Annotated in this window: 25 protein-coding genes and 1 tRNA gene; 16 read left to right on the plus strand and 10 right to left on the minus strand. The window is 74.0% G+C overall.

Annotated features, from left to right (window positions below; all coding sequences use genetic code 11):
* Positions 1-111 precede the first annotated feature (111 nt).
* Positions 112-1377 carry a uracil-xanthine permease family protein gene (locus tag F1C15_RS08850; RefSeq protein ID WP_056058038.1) on the plus strand — a complete coding sequence of 422 codons (1266 nt, stop codon included), beginning with the start codon at positions 112-114 and terminating at the stop codon, positions 1375-1377.
* A 2-nt stretch (positions 1378-1379) separates the two neighbouring features.
* Positions 1380-2705 (plus strand): MATE family efflux transporter, encoded by a 1326-nt coding sequence (locus tag F1C15_RS08855; RefSeq protein WP_255465120.1) that lies wholly within the window; start codon positions 1380-1382, stop codon positions 2703-2705.
* 260 nt (positions 2706-2965) lie between these two features.
* Here the strand turns inward: F1C15_RS08855 and F1C15_RS08860 are convergent, their stop codons facing one another.
* From F1C15_RS08860 to F1C15_RS08870, 3 genes are all read right to left on the minus strand, one after another.
* Positions 2966-3583 carry a hypothetical protein gene (locus F1C15_RS08860; protein WP_185230670.1) on the minus strand — a complete coding sequence of 206 codons (618 nt, stop codon included), beginning with the start codon at positions 3581-3583 and terminating at the stop codon, positions 2966-2968.
* A 326-nt stretch (positions 3584-3909) separates the two neighbouring features.
* Positions 3910-4977 (minus strand): LacI family DNA-binding transcriptional regulator, encoded by a 1068-nt coding sequence (locus tag F1C15_RS08865; RefSeq protein WP_056058044.1) that lies wholly within the window; start codon positions 4975-4977, stop codon positions 3910-3912.
* Positions 4978-5115: 138 nt separating this feature from the next.
* Positions 5116-6174: a dipeptidase gene (locus tag F1C15_RS08870; protein WP_185230671.1), complete on the minus strand. Its 1059-nt coding sequence runs from the start codon at positions 6172-6174 to the stop codon at positions 5116-5118.
* A 224-nt stretch (positions 6175-6398) separates the two neighbouring features.
* Here F1C15_RS08870 and F1C15_RS08875 point away from each other — a divergent pair, with 224 nt between their 5' ends.
* Positions 6399-7643: an MFS transporter gene (locus F1C15_RS08875; RefSeq protein WP_056058050.1), complete on the plus strand. Its 1245-nt coding sequence runs from the start codon at positions 6399-6401 to the stop codon at positions 7641-7643.
* 141 nt (positions 7644-7784) lie between these two features.
* Here the strand turns inward: F1C15_RS08875 and F1C15_RS08880 are convergent, their stop codons facing one another.
* On the minus strand, positions 7785-8504 hold the full coding sequence (locus F1C15_RS08880; RefSeq protein ID WP_185230673.1) for a hypothetical protein: 720 nt from the start codon (positions 8502-8504) through the stop codon (positions 7785-7787).
* A gap of 140 nt (positions 8505-8644) precedes the next feature.
* Here F1C15_RS08880 and nucS point away from each other — a divergent pair, with 140 nt between their 5' ends.
* The 4 genes from nucS (at position 8645) to F1C15_RS08900 (ending at position 11707) form a co-directional block, all read left to right on the plus strand.
* Positions 8645-9340, plus strand: a complete 696-nt coding sequence (gene nucS, locus F1C15_RS08885; RefSeq protein ID WP_056058058.1) for an endonuclease NucS — start codon at positions 8645-8647, stop codon at positions 9338-9340.
* Positions 9341-9445: 105 nt separating this feature from the next.
* The gene (locus F1C15_RS08890) at positions 9446-9655 is read left to right on the plus strand and encodes a hypothetical protein (RefSeq protein ID WP_056058061.1); all 210 of its coding nucleotides are present in this window, start codon (positions 9446-9448) and stop codon (positions 9653-9655) included.
* 37 nt (positions 9656-9692) lie between these two features.
* Positions 9693-10367: an HAD hydrolase-like protein gene (locus F1C15_RS08895; RefSeq protein ID WP_056058064.1), complete on the plus strand. Its 675-nt coding sequence runs from the start codon at positions 9693-9695 to the stop codon at positions 10365-10367.
* A complete protein-coding gene (locus F1C15_RS08900) occupies positions 10364-11707 on the plus strand; it encodes a CynX/NimT family MFS transporter (protein ID WP_255465122.1) in 1344 nt (447 codons plus the stop codon). Before F1C15_RS08895 ends, F1C15_RS08900 begins: the two co-directional genes overlap by 4 nt.
* A 423-nt stretch (positions 11708-12130) precedes the next feature.
* Here F1C15_RS08900 and F1C15_RS08905 read toward each other — a convergent pair whose 3' ends face one another.
* Positions 12131-13024: an SDR family oxidoreductase gene (locus F1C15_RS08905; RefSeq protein WP_185230675.1), complete on the minus strand. Its 894-nt coding sequence runs from the start codon at positions 13022-13024 to the stop codon at positions 12131-12133.
* 182 nt (positions 13025-13206) lie between these two features.
* Here F1C15_RS08905 and F1C15_RS08910 point away from each other — a divergent pair, with 182 nt between their 5' ends.
* Positions 13207-14121 (plus strand): cation diffusion facilitator family transporter, encoded by a 915-nt coding sequence (locus tag F1C15_RS08910; protein WP_056058071.1) that lies wholly within the window; start codon positions 13207-13209, stop codon positions 14119-14121.
* Positions 14122-14184: 63 nt separating this feature from the next.
* Here the strand turns inward: F1C15_RS08910 and F1C15_RS08915 are convergent, their stop codons facing one another.
* The 3 genes from F1C15_RS08915 to F1C15_RS08925 are packed head-to-tail and all read right to left on the minus strand — an operon-like array spanning position 14185 to position 15616.
* Complete coding sequence (locus F1C15_RS08915; RefSeq protein WP_185230677.1) at positions 14185-14619, minus strand: CrcB family protein; 435 nt, start codon at positions 14617-14619, stop codon at positions 14185-14187.
* A complete protein-coding gene (locus tag F1C15_RS08920) occupies positions 14616-15116 on the minus strand; it encodes a CrcB family protein (RefSeq protein ID WP_255465123.1) in 501 nt (166 codons plus the stop codon). The genes F1C15_RS08915 and F1C15_RS08920 overlap by 4 nt, the downstream gene beginning before the upstream one ends.
* Positions 15098-15616 carry a universal stress protein gene (locus tag F1C15_RS08925; protein WP_056058075.1) on the minus strand — a complete coding sequence of 173 codons (519 nt, stop codon included), beginning with the start codon at positions 15614-15616 and terminating at the stop codon, positions 15098-15100. Before F1C15_RS08925 ends, F1C15_RS08920 begins: the two co-directional genes overlap by 19 nt.
* Before the next feature lie 96 nt (positions 15617-15712).
* On the opposite strand from F1C15_RS08925, the gene F1C15_RS08930 reads away from it, so the two are divergent.
* Positions 15713-16402 (plus strand): SOS response-associated peptidase, encoded by a 690-nt coding sequence (locus F1C15_RS08930; RefSeq protein WP_185230679.1) that lies wholly within the window; start codon positions 15713-15715, stop codon positions 16400-16402.
* A gap of 137 nt (positions 16403-16539) precedes the next feature.
* Here F1C15_RS08930 and F1C15_RS16165 read toward each other — a convergent pair whose 3' ends face one another.
* Positions 16540-16683, minus strand: a complete 144-nt coding sequence (locus tag F1C15_RS16165; RefSeq protein ID WP_197981445.1) for a hypothetical protein — start codon at positions 16681-16683, stop codon at positions 16540-16542.
* A 54-nt stretch (positions 16684-16737) separates the two neighbouring features.
* On the opposite strand from F1C15_RS16165, the gene F1C15_RS16170 reads away from it, so the two are divergent.
* Positions 16738-16941 carry a hypothetical protein gene (locus F1C15_RS16170; RefSeq protein ID WP_197981446.1) on the plus strand — a complete coding sequence of 68 codons (204 nt, stop codon included), beginning with the start codon at positions 16738-16740 and terminating at the stop codon, positions 16939-16941.
* A gap of 195 nt (positions 16942-17136) precedes the next feature.
* Here F1C15_RS16170 and F1C15_RS08940 read toward each other — a convergent pair.
* Positions 17137-17220: transfer RNA gene (locus F1C15_RS08940), tRNA-Leu, on the minus strand.
* A 120-nt stretch (positions 17221-17340) separates the two neighbouring features.
* Here F1C15_RS08940 and F1C15_RS08945 point away from each other — a divergent pair.
* The 6 genes from F1C15_RS08945 to F1C15_RS08970 are packed head-to-tail and all read left to right on the plus strand — an operon-like array spanning position 17341 to position 24546.
* Positions 17341-18054, plus strand: coding sequence for a DUF3662 and FHA domain-containing protein (locus tag F1C15_RS08945; protein WP_056058083.1), 714 nt, complete (start codon positions 17341-17343; stop codon positions 18052-18054).
* Positions 18051-18593 carry an FHA domain-containing protein gene (locus F1C15_RS08950; RefSeq protein ID WP_056058086.1) on the plus strand — a complete coding sequence of 181 codons (543 nt, stop codon included), beginning with the start codon at positions 18051-18053 and terminating at the stop codon, positions 18591-18593. The genes F1C15_RS08945 and F1C15_RS08950 overlap by 4 nt, the downstream gene beginning before the upstream one ends.
* Positions 18594-18598: 5 nt before the next feature.
* Positions 18599-19840 carry a PP2C family serine/threonine-protein phosphatase gene (locus F1C15_RS08955; protein WP_185230681.1) on the plus strand — a complete coding sequence of 414 codons (1242 nt, stop codon included), beginning with the start codon at positions 18599-18601 and terminating at the stop codon, positions 19838-19840.
* Entirely contained in the window at positions 19827-21293 is a 1467-nt protein-coding gene (locus F1C15_RS08960; RefSeq protein ID WP_082514650.1) for an FtsW/RodA/SpoVE family cell cycle protein, read from the plus strand. Before F1C15_RS08955 ends, F1C15_RS08960 begins: the two co-directional genes overlap by 14 nt.
* On the plus strand, positions 21293-22768 hold the full coding sequence (locus F1C15_RS08965) for a penicillin-binding protein 2 (RefSeq protein WP_056058092.1): 1476 nt from the start codon (positions 21293-21295) through the stop codon (positions 22766-22768). Before F1C15_RS08960 ends, F1C15_RS08965 begins: the two co-directional genes overlap by 1 nt.
* Positions 22765-24546: a protein kinase gene (locus tag F1C15_RS08970; RefSeq protein ID WP_185230683.1), complete on the plus strand. Its 1782-nt coding sequence runs from the start codon at positions 22765-22767 to the stop codon at positions 24544-24546. The genes F1C15_RS08965 and F1C15_RS08970 overlap by 4 nt, the downstream gene beginning before the upstream one ends.
* Positions 24547-24689: the final 143 nt, after the last annotated feature.

Below are 24689 nucleotides of genomic sequence, written 5' to 3' on the forward strand. Positions count from 1 at the left end.
CGGCCGTCCGGGGAGGCCCCGCGAGACGCCGCACGGCCCGGTCGACCGAGCTCACCGCCGGCCGTCCCCAGGAAACACGGAGGAAACGGCTTCCTCGCTACAGTTCTCGGCATGGCACTCCCCTGGGCACTGCACGGCGACGGCAAGACCGTCGACTCGACCGAGATCGTCGCCCCGGAGGAACGCCTCACCTGGCCCCGCACCGTCGGCCTCGGCGGCCAGCACGTCGTCGCGATGTTCGGCGCGACCTTCCTCGTGCCGATCATCACGGGGTTCCCGCCGAGCACGACCCTGCTCTTCTCCGGCATCGGCACGCTGCTCTTCCTCCTCATCACGAAGAACCGGCTGCCCAGCTACCTCGGCTCGTCGTTCGCCTTCCTCGCGCCGATCGCCGCCGCCACCGACGTGGGCGGCATCCCCCTCGCGCTGAGCGGCATCATCGTCGTCGGGGCGCTGCTCGCCCTCGTCGGCGTGCTCGTGCACCTCGCCGGCACGCGGTGGATCGACGCCCTCCTGCCGCCGGTCGTCAGCGGCTCGATCGTGGCCCTGATCGGCTTCAACCTCGCCCCCGCCGCCCGCGACAACTTCGCCCTCTCGCCGGGCATCGCCCTCATCACGCTGGCCGCGGTCGTGCTCAGCGCCGTCCTCTTCAAGGGCCTCCTCGGGCGCCTCTCGATCTTCGTCGGCGTCGTCGTCGGCTACGTCGCCGCCGTCATCGCGGGCGCGGTCGACTACAGCGCCGTCGCGGCCGCGCCGTGGGTGGGCCTGCCGACGTTCACCGCCCCCGCCTTCGACCTCGGTCAGCTGCCGATCTACCTCGGCTTCCTGCCCGTCGTGCTCGCGCTGATCGCCGAGAACGTGGGGCACGTGAAGGGCGTGGGGCAGCTGACGAAGCGCGACCTCGACCCGCTGACCGGTCGTGCGCTCTTCGCCGACGGCCTCAGCACCGTGATCGCGGGCCTCGGCGGCGGCTCGGCGACGACGACCTACGGCGAGAACATCGGCGTGATGAGCGCCACCCGCGTCTTCTCCACCGCGGCCTACTGGGTCGCCGGCGTCGTGGCGATCCTGCTCGGCCTCTCGCCCAAGATCGGCGCCGTCATCTTCACCATCCCGCCGGGGGTGCTCGGCGGCGTGACCACCGCGCTCTACGGCCTCATCGGCGTCATCGGCATCCGCATCTGGGTCGAGAACAAGGTGGACTTCAGCCGCCCGAAGAACCAGCTCACCGCCGGCGTCGCGCTGATCATGGGCATCGCCGACTTCACCCTCGTGCTCGGCGGCGCCAGCTTCGGCGGCATCATCCTCGGCACGGTCGCGGCGATCGTCGTGTTCCACGTGATGAGCGTGCTGGGTCGGCTCCGGGGCACCGACTGAGCGTGCGCCTCCGCTCGCCCCTCGACCGTGAGATCGTCCGCCTGGCCGTGCCGGCGCTGGGGGCCCTCGTCGCCGAGCCGCTCTTCCTGCTCACCGACACCGCCCTGGTCGGCCACCTCGGCTCCGTGCCCCTGGCCGGCCTCGGCGTGGCCAGCGTCGTCCTGCAGACGGCCCTCGGGCTGCTGATCTTCCTCGCCTACGCCACGACGCCGACGGTCGCGCGGCGGCTCGGCGCCGGTGACCAGCGCGGGGCGATCCGTGCCGGCGTCGACGGCATGTGGTTCGCGCTGCTGGTCGGCGTGGTCGTCGCGGGCGTCGGCGCGGTGACGGCCGAGCCGCTCGTGGGCCTCTTCGGCGTGGCCGACGACGTCGCGGCGGCCGCCACGACCTACCTCTCGGTCTCGCTGCTCGGGCTGCCCGGCATGCTGCTCGTGATCGCCGCGACCGGCCTGCTGCGCGGGCTGCAGGACACCCGCACCCCGCTCGTCGTCGCCACCGTCGGCTTCGCGGCGAACGCCGGGCTCAACGCGCTCTTCCTCTACGGCCTCGGCTGGGGCATCGCCGGCTCGGCGGCCGGCACCGTCGTCGCGCAGTGGGGCATGGCGGCGGTGTACGTCGTCATCGCCGTGCGGGCCGCCCGGGCCGTCGGCGCCGACCTGAGACCGGGGCTCGCCGGGGTCGGCCGCACCGCCCAGGCGGGGGGCTGGCTGCTCGTGCGGAACGCGGGGCTCCGAGCCGCGCTCATCGCGACCGTCGCGGCCGCCGCCTCCTCGGGGGTCACCGGGCTGGCCACGATCCAGGTCGCGCTGACGCTCTTCATCACCCTCGCGTTCGCCCTCGACGCCCTCGCGATCGCCGGGCAGGCGATGATCGGGCACGCCCTCGGCCGCGGCGACCGCGAGCGCGTGCGGGCGATCACGCGGCGGCTGATGCTGTTCGGCGTCGGCGGCGGGGTGCTGCTCGGCGGCGTGCTGGCCCTGCTCGCGCCGGTGCTGGCGCCGGTCTTCAGCCCCGACCCGGGCGTGCAGGCGCTGCTGCCGTCGGTGGTGGTGGCGATGGCGGTCGGCATCCCGCTCGCGGGCTTCGTCTTCGTGCTCGACGGGGTGCTGCTCGGAGCGGGCGACGCCCGCTACCTCGCGATCGCGTCGGTCGTGAGCCTCGCCGCCTACCTCGCGGTGCTGCTGCCGGTGGAGTCGCGGGTCGGGTCGACGACGTCGGGCGCGGTCGCGCTCTGGCTCGCGTTCGGCCTCGGGTACATCGGGGCCCGGGCGGTCACGCTCGGGCTGCGCGCGCGGACGGACCGGTGGATGGTCGTCGGGGCGCGCTGAGGGTCGCGGGCCGTCGGCTGCGTCGCTAGGGGTGCGCGCGCTGAGCGTCGCCGACCCTCGGCTACGTCGCGCGGGGGGCAAATGCCGACCAGATCGGCCCCGAGCGCGCTCTGGTGACCGGATCTCCACTCGTTCTGGGCTCCGTGGTCGGCATCTGCGGCCGGTGGCGCGAGGGGAGGCGCGTGGTGCGGGGGCGTCGGCGCGGCGTCAGACGGTGGGGGCGTCAGCGCAGTGGGGGGGGCGTCAGCGCGGTGACGGCGTCAGCGCTGCGCCCCGCGCGCGTCGCCGGGGAACGACGCGGCCCAGACCTGCGGCAGCCGCGTGCGCAGGTGGTCGGCGAGCAGGTCGTGGTTCAGCTCGAGCCCGTCCGAGATGAAGAGCTTGCCCCCGTCGGCCCCCTTCGCGACGATGCCGCCGTACTGGCTCGCGTACGGCGTGAGCCTCGCGACGTCCGAGAGCAGCACCAGGCGCTCGGCCCGGAAGCCGCGGCGGGCGAGGAGGCGGTCCTCCCAGACCTGGAGCCGGGTGCGCCCGAGGGCGCTGGCCATCATGACGAGCCAGACGCCGAAGGCGAGGATGAGCACCGCGGCGATCCAGAACCCGAACGGCAGGGCCTCGTCGGGGTCGGTGAAGCCGACGACGGCCCCGATGAAGGTCATGAACGCGCCCACGATCGCCATGACGTAGCCGATCACCCGCAGCAGCACGCGCTGCCAGCGACGGGTGCGCACCTCGAACAGCACGCCGGTGACGGCGTCGGGCATCGGGAACGTCTTGCCCCGCGCCGCGTCGCCGCGACGGACCAGGGCGGCGACGACGATCGGCACGACGATGCCGATCACGAGGGCGAGGGAGACAGACAGGACTGTGATGTGCACACGGCGACGCTAGGGGCGGGAGGCGCGGGTCGGCCGGTGCAGGCCCCGCGAGTCGCGAGAACTGCTCACCGCAGAGGCCCGCGCCGCACGCGCGACCGCCACCGTGCGCCGGCCCGCGCCGCACGCAGGCCCGCGCCGCACGCAGGGCCGTGCCGCACGCAGGGCCGCGCCGCGCGCGAGACCGCGACGGCGACGTGCCCCGTCGTGGGACCTCGTGCGCACCGAGGGCCCAGGAGGGGGCACCTCGGCGGCCTCTCGGCGGCTCGGAGGGGCGAGCCGGCGGGGCGAGCCAGGTGCTCCGATGGCGCAGCCGCGTGCGACGCCGCTCAGCGCGCCGGCGGCGCCGTCGTCGAGCCCGCGCGGAACACGCTCGTGAAGGTCGTTCCCACCGCGGGCTCCCCGGCGAGCAGCGCGAGCACGGCGCGCCCCGCGGCCCGGCCCTTCTCGACCGCGGGCTGCACGACCGTGGTGAGGTCGGCGGCGCGCGGGTCGTCGAGCCGCACCCCGTCGTAGCCCACGACGCTGAGGTCGCGCGGCACCGAGAGCCCCAGCTCGGCCGCGGCGGCGATGACGCCCGAGGCCAGCAGGTCGCTCTGCGCGATGATCGCGGTCGGCCGCTCGTGCTCGGGCACGTCGAGCAGCTGCAGCCCGGCCCGGTGCCCCTCGCTCGTCCAGCTTCCGTAGGTGACCAGGCCGCCGACGCCCGGGTAGACGCGGCGGGTGCCGCGCAGCCGCTCGAGCGTGGGCCACGAGGTGCCGAGGGCGACGCGCTCGTCGGTGAGGGGCCCGACCCAGCGCGTGGGGCCCAGCTCGAGGGCCACGACGGCGACGCGACGGTGGCCGAGGTCGTGCAGGTGGCGGGCGAGCAGCTCGGAGGCCCCGACGTTGTCCTCGCCGATGTCGAGCACGCCCTCCATCGGCTTCGCCTCGATCGACACGAGCGGGATGCCGCGGCGCCGCACGGCCTCCACCGACTCGTCGAGCCGCGTGCTGCAGCCGAAGAGAACGGCCGCGTCGAGGGGCGCGTCGAGCAGGCGCGAGTGCTCGCCCTCGTTCTCGGTGAGCAGCAGCAGCGAGTTGTCGGCGGGGCCGGTCACGTCGGCGATGCCGTCGAGCATCGCGACGTTGATCGGGTCGCGGAAGGCGTTGCTCAGGGTGTCCTCGAGCACGGCGCCGACGATGCCCGACCGGCCGCGGCGCAGCGAGCGCGCCCGGGGGTCGGGGCCGCCGTAGCCGAGCTCGGCGGCGGCCGCGAGCACGCGCGTGCGGGTCTCGTCGGAGACGGGGCCGGCTCCGCTGAACGCCAGGGAGGCGGTGCTCGCGCTGACCCCGGCCGCCCGCGCGACCGCGGCGAGGGTCGGCCTCGCGGCGACGTCGCCCTCTGCCCGGCTCATGGTGCCGCAGCCTAGCTGACCGGCCCGGACGCCCCCGCAAGGCCGGGCGCCCAGCGCCGGGCGCCGCAGGGCCGGTCCCCGCGAGGCGCCCACTCAGGGCCGGCCCCGCAGGGCCGCACGCCGCCGCGGGCGCGCCGCTCAGTTCGCGGCGAACCGCTCGTCGGTCGCGGCGAGCACGCGCAGGACGTTGCCGCCGGCCAGGGCGCGCAGGTCTGCGGGGCCCCACCCGCGACTCCTCAGCTCGTCGGCCAGCACCGGGTAGCGCGACGCGTCGCGGAGGTCGTCGGGCAGCGTCGGCGTGCCGTCGTAGTCGCCGCCGAGGCCGACGTGGGCCGCCCCGGCGAGGTCGCGGGCGTGCTCGACGTGGTCGGCGACGTCGGCCGCGGTGACCGGCGGCGCGGCCTCGCCCGGCTCGCCCTCGGCCCGGGCGACGTCGGCGGCGAGCCAGTCGGCGTACCGCCGCGAGACGAACTGGGGCACGAAGGTGACCATCACGACGCCGCCCACGTCGGGCAGCCGCCGCAGCACGTCGTCGGGCACGTTGCGCGGGTGGTCGGCCACGCCGACGGTCGACGAGTGGCTGAAGACCACCGGCGCCGTCGCGACGTCGAGCGCGTCGCGCATCGTGTCGGGGCTGACGTGCGACAGGTCGACGAGCACGCCGAGCCGCTCCATCTCGGCGACGACCTCGCGGCCGCGGTCGGTGAGCCCGCCGTGCGGCCGGCTGCCGGTGGCCGAGTCTGCCCACGGGGTGTCGTCGTTGTGCGTCAGCGTCATGTAGCGGACGCCGAGGCGCGCGAAGGTGCGCAGCACGGCCAGGTCGTCGCCGATCGAGTGCCCGCCCTCGGCCCCGAGCAGCGACGCGACGCGCCCCTGCTCCACGGCCCGGACCACGTCGGAGGCGGTGCGCGCGAGGGCGAGCCACTCCGGGTAGCGGGCGACCATCCGGTGGACGAGGTCGATCTGCTGCAGGGTCGCGCGCACCGGGTCGGGCTCGGTCGTCTCGACGAACACCGACCAGAACTGGCCGACGACGCCGCCCGCCCGGAGCTTCGGCAGGTCGGTGTGCAGCGTCAGGGCCGTGTCGTCGACGCCCTCGACGCTCGAGCCGCGGGCGACGCGGCACTCCCAGGGCAGGTCGTTGTGGCCGTCGATCACCGGGAAGGCCAGGTCGGCGGGCAGCGTGAGCGTCGTCATGGGCCGACCCTACCCACGAGGCGCCGCCCGGCAGCCGCCCGGTCGCCACCCGGTCGTCGCTCGATCGTCGCTCGCCCGGCCCGCCCTCGACAGCGGGCCCGACGACCCCCTAGGCTGACGGTCGAATCGATTCGACCCGCATGTCACCAGGCCCGAGGAGGCGCGGTGCCGGCCGGTCGGAGCGCTCCCGCCCGCCGAACACCGACGCTCGAGGTGACACCGCCATGACCAGCCCCACCGCCGAGAAGCGCAGCTACGACGGCGACCTCACCCGCCAACAGGTCGTCCGGTGGCGGAACGCGCTCTTCGTCGTCTTCGGCCTCAGCGGGCTCGCCGTCGCGACCTGGCTGGGCCGCGTGCCGGCCGTCCGCGACGTGCTCGGCGCGACGACGCTCGAGATGGGCCTGCTCGTCACGGGCCTCAGCGTCGGCTCGATCGTCGGCATCACCTTCTCGAGCCACCTCATCGCCGCGCTCGGCGCCCGCCGCACGGTGCTCGCCTCGCTCGGCACGGTCGCCGTCGGCCTCACGATCGCCGGCCTCAGCACCGACCTCGGCGTCGGCTTCGTCGGCATCGTGCTCGGCCTCGCCGTCTTCGGCCTCGGCAACGGGCTCTGCGACGTCGGCATGAACGTCTCGGGCGCCGCCGCCGAGCGCGTGCTCGGCAAGACCGTCATGCCCCTCTTCCACGCCGCCTTCAGCCTGGGCACCATGGTCGGCGCGCTCCTCAGCGCCGGGGCCGAGGCGCTCGACGTGCCGGTGTCCGTGCACGTGACCGTGCTGGCGGTCGCGATCGCCGCCACGGCGCTCGTCGTCACGCGGTGGATGCAGTCGGAGGACCTCGGGCACGCGCCCGTCGAGGGCGACGCGGCCGGCGCCTCCGGCACCACCGGCGGCTGGCGCTCGCGCCTCGCGGTGTGGCGCACCCCCGGCACGGTGCTCATCGGCCTCATCGTGCTCGGCATGGCGACCGCGGAGGGCTCGGCCAACGACTGGCTCGCCCTCGCCATGGTCGACGGCCACGGGCTCGAGAACGCCGCCGGCACCGTCGTCTTCTTCGTCTTCGTCACGGCCATGACGATCACCCGCGTCGCGGGCTCGCCGCTGCTCGACCGGTTCGGACGCGTCCCCATGCTGCGCTTCTCGGCGGTGTCGGCCGCGCTCGGCCTGCTGCTCGTGATCGTGGCGCCCGAGCCGTGGCTCGCGATCGTCGGCGTCGTGTTCTGGGGCGCCGGGTCGGCGCTCGGGTTCCCGGTCGGGCTGTCGGCCGCCGCCGACGACTCGCGGAACGCCGCGGCCCGCGTGAGCGCGGTGGCGACGATCGGCTACGTCGCCTTCCTCGCGATGCCGCCGGTGATCGGGTTCCTCGGCGAGCACGTCGGGCTGCTCAACGGGCTCTGGGTCGTGCTGGTGCTGATCGCCGTGGCCGGGCTCGCCTCGGGTGCCGCGCGGGAGCCCTCCCGCCGCTGACCCGCGCGCCGTCCGCCCCGTCCGCCCCGTCCGCCCCGTCCGCCCCGTCCCGAACCCCTTCCTCGCACGGGAACCCTGCCGCGGCGGGGTGTCGGTGCGAGAACAGGGTGTCGGTGCGAGAAGAGGGTGCGCCCGCGCCGGTCAGGCGGGGTCGCCGGGCGAGCGGGGCTCGTCGGCGCCGAGCGCGACCGTGTAGTCGGCGACGAGCCCCGGCACGTCGGCCCAGTCGCCGTAGTGCGCGGCCGCCTCGACGAGGTCGACGATCGCTCCGCGCACGCCCTCGGGCAGCGCCGGCACGACGCCGTGCACGTGCAGGGCCGTGGTCGTCGAGAGCACGGTGAGCGGCAGCAGCAGCTCCGAGTGCACGCGGACCCGCTCGTCGGTCGGCAGCGTGTCGACCATCGTGCGGGCCAGGTCGAGGAAGTGCTCGACGTCGGCGGGCAGCGCGAGGCCGTGGCGCACGAGCAGGTCGGCCGCGGGCAGGCGGGTCTCGGCGGGCTCGGGCAGGGCCTCGAGCACGGGCGACACGGCGGCGACGCCCGCCAGCACCCGGCCGAGGCGCCGCATGAGGGCCTCGTTCGTGCGGCGGTGCCAGACGACGACGCGGGTGCCGCTGAACGGCACGCCGGTGACGAGGCCGGCCCGCCGCAGGTCGTAGAGGGCGATGCGCACGTCGACGGGGCGGAGCCCGTGCTCGCGGGCGACGACCTGTGCGTCGATCTCGTCGCCGGGGAGGTACCGGCCGGTCGCGATGTCGACGAGCATCAGGCCCGCCGGGTCGACGGCCGGGCGGGGAGCGTGGGAGTCGCGGGTGCGGTGCGGCTGGGCGGGGCGGGTCGGGCGGGGCAGGGTCGCGCTCACGGCGGGGCCTCTCGATCGGGTGTCGGTCGGGGCACGGCCCCTCGGTCACCCCGACGGTATTTCGCATCTCGCATTCTGTCAAGAAGATATCGACGGATCGTCACGAGCCCGACGGCTCACCGGGCACCTAGGATCGTCGGGTGCGCCTCGTCATTGCCCGCTGCTCGGTCGACTACGCCGGCCGACTCAGCGCCCACCTGCCCCTCGCCACCCGCCTGCTGATGGTCAAGCGCGACGGCAGCCTCCTGGTGCACTCCGACGGCGGCAGCTACAAGCCGCTGAACTGGATGAGCCCGCCCTGCACCGTCCGCGTGGTCGAGCCCGACGACGACCAGCGGGAGGCGGGGGTCACCGAGCTCTGGAAGGTCACGCAGCCGAAGACCGCCGACGTGCTCGTCGTCTCGATCCACGAGGTGCTCCACGACTCGAGCCACGAGATGGGCGTCGACCCGGGCCTCACGAAGGACGGCGTCGAGGCCGACCTGCAGAAGCTCCTGGCCGAGCAGATCGAGCTGCTCGGCGAGGGCCACACCCTCGTGCGGCGCGAGTACATGACGGCGATCGGGCCGGTCGACATCCTCGCCCGGGACGCCGCGGGAGGCGCGGTGGCGGTCGAGCTGAAGCGTCGCGGGGACATCGACGGCGTGGAGCAGCTGACGCGGTACCTCGAGCTGATGAACCGGGATCCGCACCTCGCCCCGGTGACCGGCGTCTTCGCGGCGCAGGAGATCAAGCCCCAGGCGCGCACGCTCGCCCACGACCGGGGCATCCGGACGCTGCTGCTCGACTACGACGCCATGCGCGGGCTGGACGACTCGCACTCGCGGCTGTTCTGAGCGGCCGCGCACAGCTCGTCGCGCGCGGTTGCGAAATGTGAATATCAGCGTAGTATTCCGGGAGGCGACCGGGCAGGCCGGCGCCGACCCGCAGGAGGACCCGCCATGACCTCGCCCATCTTCGACGCCATCGTCGCCCGTCGCGACGCGACCCCGATCTTCGAGTCGATCGTGGTGACGCGGCCCCTCGACCTGCCCGTCGACGTGCCCGTCGGGCGCATGACGCCGAGGGCCGAGCCGTCGCTCGTGTCGGCGACGCCCGCCGTCGTGCTCGAGCCCGCGACGACGACCTGGCCGCTGCGCCGCGTCGGCTGACGACCCGGCGGCGCCGTCCGCTCCTAAGCTGAGGGCGATGACTCTCCCCTACACCGCCGTCCTCTACGACCTCGACGGCACGATCGCCGACTCCGCGCCCGCCATCACGGCGAGCCTCGCGTTCACCATCGAGCAGCTCGGGCTGCCCGTCCCGCCGCAGGCCGAGATGCTCGCCTGGGTGGGCCCGCCGCTGCCGCAGAGCTTCGAGGTGCGCCTGGGCCTCTCCGGCGACCGCCTCGTCGAGGCGATGAGGGTCTACCGGGCCCACTACCTCGCGCACGGCGCGCTCGACAGCCCGATCTTCCCGGGCGTGCGAGAGCTCATGGCCGCCGTGCACGCGGCCGGCCTGCCGACCTCGACGGCGACCTCGAAGCCGGAGACCCCGGCCACGCGCATCCTCGAGACCCACGACCTGCTGCAGTACCTCGACCTCGTGACGGGCGCCTCCGACGACGAGGTCCGCAACACGAAGGCCGACGTCGTCGCCGAGGCCCTCCGCCGTCTCGGCGAGCGCGGCGTCGACCTGTCGCGGCCGGTGCTGATCGGCGACCGCCACCACGACGTCGAGGGCGCCGCGGTGCACGGCGTGCCGACGATCATGGCGGGCTGGGGCTACGGCGACGAGGCCGAGCACGCCGGGGCCGTGGCGGTCGCGGCGACGCCGGCCGACGTCGCGGTGCTGCTCGGCGTCCCGCTGCGCGGCGCGGCGTGACGAAGGTCGGCGGGGCGGCCGTCCGCTCCGCGCCGATCTGGCTGACCACGCTCGCGATCGTGCTGATCGCGCTGAACCTCCGCGGGCCGATCGTGGCCACGGCGCCGGTGCTCGACCAGATGATCGGCGACCTGCAGCTCTCGGCGGTCGTCGCGGGGCTGCTGACCAGCATCCCGGTGCTCTGCTTCGCGCTGGCGAGCCCGCTGGCCTCGGGCCTGATCGTGCAGCTCGGCCCGGAGCGCGCGGTGTCGATCGGCCTCGCCGGCGTGCTCGTCGGCACGCTGCTGCGCGCCCTCGGCACGTCGTCGTGGCTGTACGTCGGCACGATCGTGATCGGCGTCGCCATCACGGTGGGCAACGTGGTGCTGCCGGTGATCATCCGCCGCGACTTCAGCCCCGAGCGCGTGGGCTTCGTCACGGGCATCTACACGTCGGCGCTCAACGTCGGGTCGATGATCACGTCGCTCGCGACGGCGCCGATCGCGGCGGCCGTGGGCTGGCCGCTCGCGCTCATCACGTGGGGCGTGCTCGCCGTGCTGGCGGCGGTCGTCTGGTCGATCGCGGTCGGGCCGCGGGTCGCCTTCGGCCGCGGTCGACCGGCAGGAGTCGCGGGCGGGGTCGGCGAGGCCGGCGGGGCACCCGGGGCGGCCGGCCCCGACGACGCGACCCGCGCCTCCTCGCCGGGTGCGAGCTCGGCGTCGGCGTCGGACGTGCTCACCGGCGGGATCTCGGTCGTCGACGAGGCGTCGGCGGCGCGCGACGCGGCCGAGCGCCGGCGCCCCCTGCTGCGCCGGGCGACGACGTGGGGCCTGATGCTGGCCTTCTCGGGGCAGGCGTTCGCGTACTACGGGCTGACGGCCTGGATGCCGACGCTGCTGCGCGACGAGGTCGGGCTGACGCGGGAGGCGGCGGGGGCCAGCTCGTCGATCTTCCAGATCCTGGCGGTCGTGGGGGCGCTCGGGGTTCCGTTGCTCGCGCTGCGGGTGCGCCCGGCGGTCGTCATCGCGATCATCGCGGTCTGCTGGACGGCGATGCCGCTCGGCCTGCTCTTCGTGCCCGAGATGTGGTTCGTCTGGTCGCTCTTCGGCGGCGCCGCCCAGGGCGGCGGCATCACGATCGTGTTCATCGTGATCGTGCGGATGGCCTCGACCGACGACGACGCCCGGCGGCTCTCGGCGCTGGTGCAGGGCGGCGGGTACGCGATCGCGTCGCTCGGGCCGCTCGCGATCGGGGCGCTGCACGACGTGTCGGGCGGGTGGCAGCTGCCGATGGTCGGCGTGTTCCTGTCGACGGTGGTGCTCGGCGTCAGCGGCGTGCTGTCGTCGCGTCGCGTGCGCTGAGCCCGATCGGGTCCGACGGCGCGGGGCCCCGGGGCCCCGGGCGCCCGGTCCCATGGGTCCCCAGGCCCTGTCCTGGCTCGGCCCCTGGCGGGAAGTGCCCGCCAGGAAGTGTCCGCCGGGAAGTCCGTTCCACTCCGGAGTGGAACGGCCCGTGTCAGGACACGCACCCCGTCCCGCTCCTCCACTCCGGAGTGGAGGACCCGCACGCTCCTCCACTCTGGAGTGGAGCACCTTCCCGCTCCTCCACTCCGGAGTGGATCAGCCTTCTCGGCGGGCATCTCCGGGACGAGCCGCTCCGCCCGGTGCCGCCGCGCCCGCACCGCACCCGCACCCGCACCAGCACCCGCATCGGCACCCGCACCGCACCGCACCGCACCGCACCGCACCGGCACCGGCACCGGCACCCGCACCCGACCCGACGACTCAGCGCCCCCCGAACAGCCCCTCGATCGACAGCGGCGCGTGCCCCGTGAGCGTCCGGACGTCGTCCGTCACGCGCGACACCTCCCCCGAGGCGATCGACGTGTACGTGCTCACCCACGCGTCGGCCTGCCACGGCTCCGGCTGCCAGCGCTGCCGCGACTCGTAGGCCTCCTCGACCGTCTCGGGGTGGTACGTGAACGGCCGGCCGAGCACGGCGCTGAGCCGGGCCACGACCTCCGAGAGGGTGAGCGCCTCGGGGCCCGTCAGCTCGTAGACCCGCCCGGCGTGCGCCTCCGGGGCCTGCAGCACCGCGGCGGCCGCGTCGGCGATGTCGGCCCGCGCCACGGCCGCGACGCGCCCCTCGCCGGCCGGTCCGCGCAGCACCCCCGCCTCGTCGGCGAACTCGGGCAGCACGTCGAGGTAGAAGCTGTCGCGCAGCACGGTCGTCGCGAGCCCGGACGCCGCCAGGTGCTCCTCGGTCGCCGCGTGGTCGCGGGCGAGCGTGAAGACCGCGTCGGGCCCCGCGCCCTGGAACGACGTGTAGACCACGTGGCGCACGCCGGCCTCGACCGCGGCGTCGACGAAGCCCCGGTGCTGGGCGAGACGGTCGACCGCCTCCGCCGCCGACACCATGAACAGCACGTCGGCCCCGCGCAGGGCCGCCACCGACGCCTCGTGGTCGCCGTACGTCGCGACGGCGACCTCGACGTCGGCCGCGCCGAGGTCGGGAGCGCGCGAGGCGTCGCGCACGACCAGCCGCAGCGGCACGCCGGCCGCCGCGAGCGTGCGCGCGACGCGCCCGCCGACGGCTCCGGTCGCGCCCGTCACGGCCACGCGGCGGCGCAGGACGGGCTCGGCGGACGGAGAGGACGAGGAGGCGGTGGTGTCGGTCATGCGCCTAGCCTGGCCCTCCGTCGGGTGCGGTGGTGGCGCCTCCCGCAGTTCCTGACACCGAGAATCGTCATCGACTGGGCCGCGGGCATGGTGCTGCGCGGTGCGCGCGGGTAGGTTCGTCCGCGGCGACCGCTGACGACCCCGCCCGGGCCGGCGGCTCGGGCCCCACGAGAGAGCACGAGATGGCGCACGACCACACGCACGGGCACATGGCCGCCGACGGCCGACGCCTGCGCCTCGCGATCACCGTCGTCGCCCTCGGCCTCGTCGCCCAGGCGGTCGGCGCCGTGCTCTCCGGCTCGCTCGCCCTGCTCGCCGACAGCGGGCACATGGCCTCGGACCTGATCGGCCTCGTCGTCGCTCTCGTCGCGACGGTGGTCGCCGCCCGCCCGGCGAGCGGGCGCCAGACCTACGGCTACCGGCGGGTCGAGGTCTTCGCCGCCCTCGTGAACGGCCTGCTGCTGCTCGCGGTCGCCGGCTCCGTCGCCGTCTCGGCGGTCGGTCGGCTGCTCGACCCGGCCACGCACGAGGTGCTCGGCGTGCCGATGCTCGTCGTCGGCGTGGTCGGCGGGGCGACCAACGTCGTGGCGTTGCTGGTGCTCCGCGGCGGGGCGAGCCACTCGATCAACATGCGCGGCGCCTACCTCGAGGTGCTCGGCGACCTGCTGGGCTCGGTCGCGGTCGTCGTCGCCTCGGTCGTCGTGCTGACGACCGGCTTCGCCCAGGCCGACTCGATCGGCTCGCTCGTCATCACGGCGATGATCGTGCCGCGCGCCTGGGCGCTGCTGCGCGAGGCCGTCCGGGTGCTCTTCGGCTCGGCGCCGGGCGACATCGACCTCGACGACGTGCGCAGCCACATCGCGGGCACGCCCGGGGTCGTCTCGGCCCACGACGTGCACGCGTGGCAGATCACGAGCGGGGCGACGGTCTTCTCGGCGCACGTGGTCGTCGAGCGCGACGTGTTCTGCGACATGAAGGTCGACGAGACGCTCGACGCGCTCGACCGCTGCCTCGCCGCCCACTTCGAGGTCGAGCACGCGACCTTCCAGCTCGAGCCGGCCGACCACGCCGAGCACGAGCGCTCCACGCACGTCTGAGCCGGGCTGCGCGGCGAGTCGGCGGCGACGCCCGCCGCCCGCGCCGTCCGCGCCGTCCGCCCGTCAGGCGGAGGCGAGCAGCGACCCGAGCCAGAGCCCGAGCCCCGCGGCCGCCACGCCGGCGACCAGGAGGCCGAGGGCGGACGCGGCACCGGCACCGCGCCTCCCCGCGGCGAGCAGGCGGACGGTGTCGACGCTCGCCGTGCTGAAGGTCGTGTAGCCGCCCAGGAGCCCGGTGCCGAGCACCACCCGCCAGGTCGGCGAGACGACGGCCCCGAGCGCGAGCGCCGTGACCAGCCCGAGCAGCAGCGACCCGCTGACGTTGATCACGGCCGTGCCCCACGGGTAGGGCGCGGGGGCGGCGGCGTCCGCACCGCCGACCGCGCGGCGTGAGCGACGAGCCGCGAGCGCGTCGCCCACCGCCCCGTCGACCCAGAAGCGCGCGCCCGCCCCCACCCCGCCGGCGAGGGCCGTCGCGGCGACCAGCAGCGGCGTCACCGGGAGCCCCGGGCCCACCGGGCCCCGACGGCGATCCCCGCGGCCGCCGCGAGCACCCCGAGCAGCACCGACGCGAGCCCGTAGACGGACGCGGTCAGCACGTCGCCCGCGGCGCCGAGGGTCGCCGTCTCGGTCGCGAGCGAGCTGTAGGTCGTGAAGCCGCCGAGCACGCCGGTGCCGAGGCCGAGGCGCAGCACGCGACGACGCCCCTCGTCGGGCCCGCCGCGGAGCAGGCGCTCCAGCAGCAGGCCGAGCACGAACGCCCCGACGACGTTGATCGCGAAGATCGCGGTGTCGAACGAGCCCGCGGGAGGCACGGCCAGCGTCACGAGGACCCGCAGCGCCGTGCCGACGGCCCCGCCCGCGACGACGAGCAGCACGAGCGGGAGGCGCCGACGGAGCGGGGTCGACGGGCTGAGCGGCGGGGCCGACGGGTCGCGCGGCGGGGTCGACGGGCTGACGGGCGGGGTCGGCGGCGTCACAGGTCGTCGTCCCACGGCAGCGCCTCGGAGCGCGCGACCGGGGCGAGCGGGACGACCACGACGGGCCGGTGCTGGCGGTGGCTGAGGTGGAGCGCGACCGACCCGGCGAAGAACTCGCGGACGCTGCCGCGGAGCCCCGCCTCGCGGCTGCCGACGACCACGAGCGGGGCGTCGACGCGGTCGGCGAGCGCGCCGAGCACGTGGGCCGGCTCGCCGGTGAGGCAGGTGGCGACCAGGTCGACTCCGCGGGCCTCCGCGATCGGCCGCAGCCGCGCCTCCAGCGCCGGGTCGAACTCGAGCTCGGCGGCCCAGCTCTGGGGGTCGAGCGGGTAGGAGAGGACGGTGCCGTCGATGCCCTCGGCGAACGCCATCCGGTCGGGCTCGACGCTGACGCAGGCGAGGCCGGTGCCGAACCGCGCCGCGAGGTCGACGGCGGTCGCGACGACCCGCTCGGCGGTCGACGGCACGACCCCGACGACGACGTAGCCGCGGATGCTGCGCTCGGTGCTCTCCATGCCGCCAGTGTTCCACCGCGGGGGTCCGGGCGCGAGCACCGGGCCGGGTCGAGCCGACCCCTGGCGCGGTGGGGCGCGGAGGCGGAGACTGGGGCGATGTGCGGTCGCTACGTCGTCTCCCGGGCGACCTCCGAGCTGTTGCCCGACCTGCTGGCCGGGCTGCCCGACCTGCCCGACGACTTCAACGTCGCGCCGACGACCGCGGTGCCGGTGGTGCGGCAGCGGCACGGGGAGCGCGAGCTGCCCCGGGCGCGGTGGGGCCTGACGCCGTCGTGGTACCCCGACCTCAAGAAGAGGCCGCAGCCGATCAACGCGCGGATGGAGACGGTCGCGACGAACGGCATGTTCCGGCGGCCGTTCGCGCAGGCGCGCTGCATCGTGCCGGCGCTGGGCTACTACGAGTGGGTGGTGACGGAGACGGGCAAGCAGCCGCACTTCGTCCACCAGCCGGAGGCGGCCCTCGCGATGGCAGGGGTGATGAGCGCGTGGCCCGACCCCTCGAAAGCCGACGACGACCCCGACAAGTGGGTGCTGTCGATGTCGATCATCACGCGCGACGCGCACGTGGCGCCCGGCGAGGTGCACGACCGCATGCCGGCCTGCCTCGCGCCCGACTCGTACGACGACTGGCTCGGCGACCACCTCGGCACGGCCGAGCTGCTCGAGCTGCTCGACCGCGACTCGCACGAGCTCGCCCACGACCTGACCCACCACCCGGTCAGCCGCGACGCCAACTCGGTGCGCAACACCGGCCCGCAGCTGATCGAGCCGGTCACCCTGGGCTGAGGAGCGGAGCGAGGGCCGGACAACGGCAGGCGGGAGGAAGGACCCGCCCGCACCGCTGATCCACTCCGGAGTGGATCAGCGGATCTGGAGCGTGCCTCCGGGAGCGCGCCGCGCCCGGGTCCGGCGGTCCCGGCCGCTCAGCCCGCGCCTCCCCCGTGGCTCGTCAGACGCTCGCGGAGGTACGACGCCAGCGTGTCCTGGGCGTGCCGCGACTCGCCCGTCACGCGGTTCAGCGGTACACGGCCGCCCGCGGCGAGCGCCGGGTCGCGCGGGATGACCACGAGCGACCGACGGCCGAACTCGTTCTGCAGCGACTCCTCGGCGCGGGCCGTGCGGTGCTCGCCGACGTGAAGACCGCCATGGCGGACTACCAGGCCGACGGCTCCAGCGAGGAGTACGCGGGCAAGGAGCAACGCTGGAACCGCGTCGCCACCGAGGTGCGCACCATCATCAACACGCTGCGCACCTCCCTGCAGTCGAACGACGAGTCCGCCCAGACCGCGATGCAGCGCGCCAAGGCCGCGGTCGACGGCATCTAGCCCCACAACGGGCGAGTTCGACGCGTCCGGGCCGTCACGGACGCCCGACCCCGTCGAACCCGCCCGCCCGCGTCACCGCAGAACGGCTCACCCAGAGGGTGAGCCATTCTGCCCCTGCGCCGCAGGGGCGGCGGCGCAGCCGACAAGCACTGAGAACGAGAAAAAGACCCTCCAGAGGAGGGTCTTTCTCGTTCGTGCGCGAGGGGGGACTTGAACCCCCACGCCCTTTCGAGCACTGGCACCTGAAGCCAGCGCGTCTGCCAATTCCGCCACTCGCGCGAACTCAGCAACTCTAGCACGGTGGAGGGGCCCGGATGAGCGTCCCCAGGCTGGCCGACACCGACCTCGCACGCGACCCGGCTAAGATCGGGCGACCAGTGACCCCCGACCTGGAGACGCATGGGACTGCTCGACAACTTCGAACGTGGGCTGGAGCGCGCCGTCAACGGTGCCTTCGCCAAGACGTTCCGTTCGGGCGTCCAGCCGCTGGAGATCACGAACGCTCTGCGTCGTGAGCTCGACACGAAGGCCGCCGTCGTCTCCCGCGACCGGATCCTGGTGCCCAACGACCTCGTCGTCCGGCTGTCGGCGACCGACCACGCGAAGATGTCGGCCATCGGCCCGACCCTGATCGACGAGCTCACGCAGCTGACCCAGCGCCACGCGACCGCTCAGGGCTACGCCTTCGCCGGCCCGCTCAGCGTGCGGCTGCAGGAGGACGACTCGCTCAGCGTCGGCATCATGTCGATCGAGTCGGGCACCGTCCGCGGCGAGGTCAAGTGGCGTCCGTTCGTCGAGATCGACGGGGTGCGCCACCCGCTGGTCGGCCAGCGCACCGTCATCGGCCGGGGCAGCGACGCCGACATCACGGTGAGCGACACCGGCACGAGCCGTCAGCACGTCGAGGTCCTGTGGGACGGCCAGCACGCGCAGGTCCGCGACCTGGGGTCGACGAACGGCTCGAAGCTCAACGGCGCACCGCTCAAGAAGTCGCCCCTGCTGCCCGACTCCACGATCGAGATCGGTCGTACGCGTATCGTGTTCCGCGTGCTCCCCCTGTCCTCGACGCCCGACCCCTTCGCCGGGCCCGACTCCCGGGAGGCCCGTCGATGACCAGCGAGCTCACCCTCCTCGCCCTCCGGTTCGGCTTCCTGGCCGTGCTGTGGCTCTTCGTCTTCGCCATCGTGTTCGCGCTCCGCTCCGACCTCTTCGGCCAGCGGGCGCGCAAGCTGCCCACCGACGGCGGGTCGGGGCAGGCGCAGTCGACCGCCACCGCGCCTCCGGCACCCGCGGCTCCGCGAGCACCGGTGACGCCGGCCCCTGCAGGAGGCGCGGGTCGGCCCGCCCCCGCCGGTGACGGCCCCGCGTCCCGCCTGGTGATCACGAAGGGCGCCAAGGCCGGCCTCGAGATGCCGCTCGGCGACGGCCCGCTCACGATCGGTCGCTCGCAGGAGAGCAACCTCGTGATCCGCGACGACTACACCTCCACGCACCACGCCCGTCTGATGCTCTGGAACGGCCGCTGGGTCGTGCAGGACCTCGACAGCACGAACGGCACCTTCCTCGCGGGCGAGCGAGTGACCGTTCCCACACCGGTGCCGGTCGGCGCCACCGTGACGATCGGGCAGACGAGCTTCGAGCTGCGACGGTAGCGCCCGTGACGCACCCCAAGAGCGCCGCTCTGTCCCACGTGGGCAAGATCCGGTCCAACAACCAGGACAGCGGCTACGCCGGCACACAGCTGTTCGTCGTCGCCGACGGCATGGGCGGGCACGCGGGGGGCGACGTCGCCTCGGCGATCGCGATCCGCCGCATCCGCGAGACCGACAAGCAGTACACCTCGCCCGGCGACGCCGAGTTCGCGCTGCAGTCGTCGCTGATCGCCGCGAACCAGCTGCTCGCCGAGACGGTCTTCGAGCACCAGGAGCTCACCGGCATGGGCACGACCGTCAGCGCGCTGCTGCGCGTCGGCGACAGCATGACCGTCGCGCACATCGGCGACTCGCGCATCTACCTGTGGCGCGAGGGCGAGCTCAGCCAGATCACCGCCGACCACACGTTCGTGCAGCGCCTCGTCGACAGCGGCCGGATCACGGCCGAGGAGGCGGCGGTCCACCCCCGCAGGAGCGTCCTGATGCGCGTGCTCGGCGACGTCGACGCGGCGCCCGAGATCGACACCGCGACCCTCGGCACGCTGCCGGGCGACCGCTGGCTGATCTGCTCCGACGGCCTCAGCAGCTACCTGGCGGAGGACCGCATCAAGAAGGCCCTCGCGGCGGGCCTCGACCCCGAGCAGACCTGCCGTCGCCTGGTGAAGGAGACGCTCGACCACGGCGCCCCCGACAACGTCACGGTCGTCGTCGTCGACGTCGACGAGTCGGGCGACTCCTCGGTCGAGCCCGCCGTCACGGTCGGCTCGGCCTCCGAGCCCCTCACCTTCGAGGGCGAGGCCGGGCGCAAGTCGCTGCGCCTGCCCAGCATCCTGCTTCACCCGCTCAAGGTCGCGACCACGCCGGAGGACAGCCACTTCGAGCCCGAGAGCGACGAGTACCTCGCCGAGCTCATCGCCGAGGACCGCCGTCGTCGTCGCCGTCGTCGCGTCACCTGGCTGGTCGCCCTCGTCGTCGCGGTCGGGGCCCTGGCCGCCGGCCTCGTGCTGGCCTACCAGTGGACCCAGGACCACTACTACGTGGGTGAGCGCGGGGGCAGCGTCGTCATCTACAAGGGCGTTCAGCAGACCCTCGGCCCGATCAGCCTCAGCGAGGTCTACGAAGAGACCCCCGTGCAGGTCGACGACCTGCCCAACTACACGCAGCTGACCGTACGCGACACGATCAACGCCGACTCGCTCAGCGACGCGCGCGCCATCGTCGAGAGGCTGACCGATGCGGCCGAGTGACGACGCGTCGACCGAGCTGATCGGCCAGTCCCGAGGAGGCGCGGGAGGCTCCCGCGGGCCCGTCACGTCGTCCGCCGCCTCCGCTCCCCCGGAGAACTTCACGCAGGCCATCACCATCCGCCTGCGTCAGCCGGCCCGGCTCCGCAACCTCGAGCTGCTGATGCTCGTCGCCGCGGCGGGCATCTGCGCCGGCGCGATCGTGCTGGTCCAGCTGGGGGCCACGGGGGCGATCGACCCGAGCGTCCTCGTGTCGGGCTCGAGCATCCTCGGCCTGGCCCTGGTCTTCCACCTCGTGCTGCGCGTCGTCGCCCGCGAGGCCGACCCGTTCATCATGCCGATCGCGCTCACGCTCAACGGCATCGGCATCGCCGAGATCTACCGCCTCGACCTGGCCCGCGGCGTCGCCGGGTGGGACGCCCTCGGCATCAAGCAGATCGCCTGGACGGCCATGGCGATGGCGATCGCCCTGGTGGCGCTGCTCGTCATCCGCAACTACCGCGTGCTGTCGCGGTACCGCTACATCGCGATGTTCGTCTCGATCGTGCTGCTGCTGCTGCCGCTGGTGCCGGGCATCGGCCGTGAGGGCCTCAACGCCCGCGTCTGGATCGACCTCGGGCCCTTCTCGTTCCAGCCCGGCGAGATCGCGAAGATCACGCTCGCCGTCTTCTTCGCCGGCTACCTCGTGACCGCGCGCGACAACCTCTCGCTGATGGGCCCGAAGATCCTCGGCATGCGGTTCCCCCGTGCCCGCGACCTCGGCCCGATCCTCATCGTCTGGCTCGTGGCGATGGGCGTGCTGATCTTCCAGCGCGACCTCGGCACCTCGCTGCTCTACTTCGGCCTGTTCCTCGTGATGATCTACATCGGCACGGGGCGCGCCAGCTGGATCGTGCTCGGCCTCACGCTCTTCCTCGGCGGGGCCCTCGTCGCCAGCACCTTCCTCGGCTACGTGCAGGGGCGCTTCGCCGCCTGGCTCAACCCGTTCGACCCGGTCGAGTACAACGCCGACGGCGGGTCGTTCCAGCTGGTGACCGGCCTGTTCGGCTTCGCGAACGGCGGCCTGCTCGGCACCGGCCTCGGCCAGGGCCGCCCGCAGACGACCCCGCTGGCCGAGAGCGACTACATCTTCGCGGCCCTCGGCGAGGAGCTCGGGCTCGCCGGCATCTTCGCGATCCTCGCGCTCTACATGCTGCTCGTGTCGCGGGGCTTCCGCATCGGCTTCGTCGGCCAGGACGACTTCGGCCGCATGCTCGGCGTCGGCGTCTCGTTCGTCATCGCCCTGCAGGTCTTCGTCGTCCTCGGCGGCGTCACCCGCGTCATCCCCCTGACCGGCCTCACCGCGCCCTTCCTCGCGGCGGGCGGGTCGTCGCTCGTGGCGAACTGGATCATCGTGGCCCTGCTGCTGCGCCTGTCCGATTCGGTGCGCTCCCAACCGAGGCTGGTGGTCGGCTGATGAACAAGGAACTGAGACGCGTGAGCTTCGTCGTGCTGGCGATGTTCGTCGCACTGCTCGTCTCGAGCACGTACATCACGGCCTTCCAGGCCGACTCGCTGCGGGCGGACAGCCGCAACTACCGCACGCTGCTCGCGAGCTACTCGGCGCAGCGCGGGCCGATCCTCGTGGACGGCCAGCCGGTCGCGCAGTCCGTGCCCGTGGACGACGTGTACGAGTTCCAGCGCACCTACCCGTCGGCCGAGCTCTACGCCCCCGTCACCGGCTACTACACGCTGGGCCAGGGGTCGCGGGGCATCGAGGACTCCATGAACGACTACCTCACCGGCAACGCGAACGCCCAGTTCTTCGACCAGGTCAACTCCGTGCTCACCGGGCAGGACCCTGAGGGCGCTACGGTCAACCTCACGATCGACCCGGCCGTGCAGCAGGCCGCGTACGACGCGCTGGGCGACAACTCGGGCGCGGTCGTCGCCGTCGACCCCTCGACCGGCGCGATCCTCGCGATGGTGTCGAAGGAGAGCTACGACCCGAACCTCCTCGCGAGCCACGACCGCGACGCCGTCAAGGCCTCCTACGACCAGCTCGTGGCCGACCCGGGCGACCCGCTGCAGAACCGGGCCATCCAGGGCGACCTCTACGCCCCCGGGTCGACGTTCAAGCTCGTCACGACCGCGGCGGCGCTCGAGAGCGGCGACTACACGCCCGACAGCGAGTTCCCCAACCCGGCCACGCTGACCCTGCCCGGCACCTCGACGAACATCAACAACGCCGAGGGCGGCAGCTGCGGCGGCGGCGAGACCGCGACGCTGGCGACGGCCCTGCGCCTCTCGTGCAACATCCCGATGGCGCAGCTCGGCCAGCAGCTCGGCGCCGACGCCCTGCAGGAGCAGGCGGAGGCGTTCGGCTTCGGCGACGACTCGATCGCGATCCCGCAGGCCGTGACCCCGAGCCAGTTCCCGATCACCGACGAGGACGGCGACCCCATCAGCGACGCCTCGCTCATGCTCCAGTCGTTCGGTCAGGGCTCGGACCGCGTCACGCCGCTCCAGATGGCCATGGTCTCGGCGGCGATCGCCAACGGCGGCACTCAGATGGACCCCACCCTCGTCGAGAGCGTCCTGAACCCCGACCTGAGCCCGGTGCGCGACTTCTCGCCGACCGAGTACGGCAAGCCGATCAGCGCCGACACCGCGTCCACGATGACCGACATGATGGTGCAGGACGTCGCCGACGGCGCCGCCAGCAATGCGAGAATCAGTGGCGTCGACGTGGCCGGCAAGACCGGCACGGCGGAGAACGGCCCGGGCGACCCCTACACGCTCTGGTTCACCGGCTTCGCCCCCGCGGTCGACCCCCAGGTCGCGGTGGCCGTCGTCGTCGAGAACGGCGGAGGACAGGGCCAGTCGGCCTTCGGCAACAGTGTCGCGTCACCAATCGCGAAGAAAGTACTAGAGGCGGTGCTGAACAGATGAGACCTTCCGGCGGAATCACCTTCGGTGGGCGATACCAGTTGTCGACCCGCGTCGCCATCGGCGGCATGGGCGAGGTCTGGGAAGCCACCGACCTCGTCATCGGCCGCACGGTCGCGATCAAGATCCTGAAGGACGAGTACCTGGGCGACCCCGGGTTCCTCGAGCGCTTCCGGGCCGAGGCGCGGCACGCGGCCCTCGTCAACCACGAGGGCATCGCGAACGTCTTCGACTACGGCGAGGAGGAGGGCAGCGCCTACCTCGTGATGGAGCTCGTGCCCGGCGAGGCCATGTCGACGGTGCTCGAGCGCGACCGCGTGCTCCCCACCGACAAGGTGCTCGACATCGTCGCGCAGACCGCCTCGGCCCTCCAGGCCGCCCACGCGGCCGGCCTCGTGCACCGCGACATCAAGCCGGGCAACCTGCTCGTCACGCCCGACGGGCGCGTCAAGATCACCGACTTCGGCATCGCCCGCATCGCCGACCAGGTGCCGTTGACGGCCACCGGCCAGGTGATGGGCACCGTCCAGTACCTGTCGCCCGAGCAGGCCAGCGGCCACCCCGCGTCGCCGAGCACCGACATCTACTCGCTCGGCATCGTCGCCTACGAGGCCCTCGCCGGCCGTCGCCCCTTCACGGGCGAGTCGCAGGTCGCCATCGCCATGGCGCAGATCAACGAGCAGCCGCCGGACCTCCCGGCCTCCGTCCCGGAGCCCGTCCGTCGCCTGGTGCTCTCCTGCATCGCCAAGAAGCCGGCCGACCGCCCCGCGTCCGCGTCGGCCCTCGCGCAGGCCGCTCGCGCGCTCCGCCGCGGCGACGTCGCGGCAGCCACGGTCGCCGTCCCGGCCATCGGCGTCGCCGCCGGCGCCGAGGCCGCCACCCAGCTCTTCTCCGCTCAGGACGACAGCACGCGCGCCTTCGCGCCCGCCGGCGCCGCCGCGACCGGGGCGTACGTGCCCGGCTCGGCCGACCCCGACGCGCTCCGCGGCGACGAGCTCGACGACGACGAGAAGAAGAAGCGCAGCCCCTGGTTCTGGCCGCTCATCGTCCTCGGCGTGCTCGTGCTCGCCGGCGTGATCGCCCTCGCGGCCTTCGCCCTCAACGGCGACGACCCGGAGCCCGCGCCGACGCCGAGCGTCACCTCGTCGACGCCGACCCCCGAGCCGACGACCCCGACCCCCACGCCGAGCGCGACGCCCACCACCGTCCAGGTCGACTCGAGCGACTTCGTCGGCCTGGCCGAGGGAGACGCTCGTTCGCAGCTGGAGGACCTGGGCCTCGTCGTCCTGTCCCAGGACAGCTCGACGCCGGCACCCGACCCGGCGGCGGACGGCACCGTCGCGAGCCTGAACCCGACCGGCAACGTGACGAAGGGCAGCACCATCACGCTCTCGATCTACCGCGCCGCGCCCCAGCCGACGCAGCCCACGGCTCCGACGGCCTCCCCGAGCAGCATCCCCGCCGACGGTGCGACGACGGCGACCGTCTCGTGGCAGCCCTACCAGAACTGCCCGTCGGGGTACTCGCTGACGGGCTACACGTACACGATCACCGAGCCCGGCACGGACGCCGCCGGTGCGACCAGCGGCGGGCTGGGCACCAACGTGACGCAGGTGCAGGTGAAGTCGAGCACGGCCGGGAACGTCACGGTGTCCTACGTCGCCAACTGCGGCTCGCTGCAGAGCGCCGCCTCCGCCGGGGTGACGATCACGGCCACCACGCCCACCGACCCGGGCGCCGGCGAGTCGGACGAGCCCTCGGTCCCGGTGCCGAGCCGCTAGTCCCTCACCCGCTCCGCCACGACGGCCGCGACCCCCACGGGGCCGCGGCCGTCGTCACGTCACGGGAGCATCACGAAGCCCTGACAATCATCCTCCCGGCGTACCGCGCGACCCGGATGGGGGGCGGGGCGGCAAGTACACTT

The organism is Frigoribacterium sp. NBH87, from assembly GCF_014217665.1.
Classification (GTDB): Bacteria; Actinomycetota; Actinomycetes; order Actinomycetales; family Microbacteriaceae; genus Frigoribacterium; species Frigoribacterium endophyticum.